Raw genomic sequence first — 2,127 nt, forward strand, 5'->3', positions numbered from 1 at the left:
AGAGGAAAAGGAGCAGGAACAACACATGATATATGTTGCACTAACTCGGTGTTTAGCTCGTGCAAAAGGTGGGATTTTGTGGTTGATTTTGGAAGAGAAACAGGATAAATTTAGTTATCCCAAATGGTTGCCTTCTGACTATCGTAAATTATGGGGAGAAACTGAAAACAATGATGAAGAAATAGATGAAGGTATTATTTTTTAAATGGTTTAAATATTCCGAACAATACTAAACATTTCAGGCAAACTTTTTAGCGCAGCGACCCAACCGACACCGCACTGACTTGTTTTTGTATTTTGGCAAGTATGTTTTCTTGCGGTCGTGTTGGGGAAAAAGTTTAGCTGGCGGCCTGAAATGTGTTCGCCGACTATACTATTTCAAAGGGTAAAAAGAGTAGAATGCTGAAATTTTTATCTAAAAAGGCTTCCTTAATAATTAATAATTACTGAGATATCTATTATGATTTTAGCCAGGGGATATTGTGTGGGTTTTCAAAGTAAATATTACCCCTCCATTAATCATTAATTATTAATTGTTTGACACTCACATTTTTTTCACAATGATTCTCCATTGAAATGAACTAAGCACAATTGGAAATTTGAGTAGGAAAAGATTCACACCACCCACACGAAAAAGCCTATATGGCTACTAACTATTTCCCTCACAATAGATTCTTGCAGCCAAAGTTGAATCTATCACAAAAGGATTTTCATTGCCTTGATATGTAGCAATTAAATGAGAACGAGTTATTTCTAAATCATCAACAGGGTCAGCAATATTCCACTGACAAAGTATTTCTTTTTGCTGTGGAAAAAAGTTAGAGTCTTTAGCATTAGCTTGCTTTCTATATACCGTGTAGAAATAGAACATTGCACGAGCTACATCACCCTTTTTATTTTCTCTGGGTTCAAATTCACTTCCTGTTAATGATTCACTATAATTATCAATTTCTGTAATGGGTTGATTAAGTAAAATTTGATTATTTATCCACCATTTATCTGTTAATGAATCATTAATTTCTGCAAAAGGATTATTGCTCCGTTCAGTATTTATCCGTTCATAAGCTGGAAAAAGACTATGCAAATCACTTTTACCCGCACCTATAGCTCCCTTACTTTGAGGATAAATATGCTCGGCATTAATATCATTTTGATATGCTATTTGTCTAGGATTAGATGAATTAGGGTCTAAATCAATACTATAGCTAGTGTATATACCCTGAACTACACCATCATGGTTATCAATTTTTGTATACATAATATCTCTAGCCATGTTATAACTAAAAGTTTTCTTGGGAGCATATTCTTTGGCTACTTTTTTCAATAGTTCTATACCATTAAGCTCTGGCATAATTGATTCTAGTTGACTACTTTCTAAGTTAAAAGCTATTCCATTAGACGAAAAGTTGACTAGAAAAAAGCAACTTAAACAGACACATAATAAGATTTTTTTAACTAATTGCATAAGTATTTTTTCCTTTTACACAAATTTTCACGCTCCCAAAATTCCAACTTCTGCACAGCTCGTTTCGAGCATCTCCTCACCCCGTCTATCATAACGAAGTAGTAGTCATGGGTGAAGCAGCCACCCGCCAATTTCTGCACAGTCACAATATCTTTGTATCCAGCAAGTCAGAACACTTGTGTCCAGCATCGGGACATACCCATAGCGCATCTGTCCGAGGCCACTTCATAATTATTAATTTTGAATTTTTAATTACTGAAAGCCATCTGCCTCAATTAATGAAACAAAAGTCTTTTCACCAACCTGCTCACTTCAACTATTTTTTTTTAGCTCTCCAGTTGCACAAGCAAACGTTTTTTCGTGTATTCTGGACTGTTAAATATGATAATGTAATTTTACTTTGGCCGATCTGAAGAGTGATAAAGTTCGGCCTTATCGGGACACGACTGGCATTCCTGCTGCTGAATATAAAAAGATTTTGGCTGTGCCGGATCGTTCTTGTTTTGGGGGTAAAAGAGATTATGCTATTTTGAGATTATTATGGGATAATGCTTTGCGCCGTTCGGAAGTGTCGAAGTTGGATATACTGGATGTTGATTTGAGCGGACGCTCGCTTTGGGTATTGAGCAAGGGGTGGGGGGATGAAAAACAGCGGGTAAGCT

The 2,127-nt window shown here is 35.9% G+C and carries 2 protein-coding genes and 1 pseudogene; 2 read left to right on the forward strand and 1 reads right to left on the reverse strand.

Going from position 1 to position 2,127, the window contains the following annotated elements; translation table 11 throughout:
• Positions 1-205: hypothetical protein (locus F6K15_RS37800; RefSeq protein WP_293071219.1), on the forward strand; the 205-nt coding region annotated here is incomplete at its 5' end.
• Between the two features lie 444 nt (positions 206-649).
• Here the strand turns inward: F6K15_RS37800 and F6K15_RS37805 are convergent.
• Positions 650-1,465, reverse strand: a complete 816-nt coding sequence (locus F6K15_RS37805) for an endonuclease I family protein (RefSeq protein WP_293071221.1) — start codon at positions 1,463-1,465, stop codon at positions 650-652.
• Between the two features lie 400 nt (positions 1,466-1,865).
• On the opposite strand from F6K15_RS37805, the pseudogene F6K15_RS37810 reads away from it, so the two are divergent.
• Positions 1,866-2,127, forward strand: a pseudogene (locus tag F6K15_RS37810) (tyrosine-type recombinase/integrase); the annotation flags it as partial.

The organism is Okeania sp. SIO2B3 (assembly GCF_010672525.1).
GTDB lineage: Bacteria > Cyanobacteriota > Cyanobacteriia > Cyanobacteriales > Microcoleaceae > Okeania.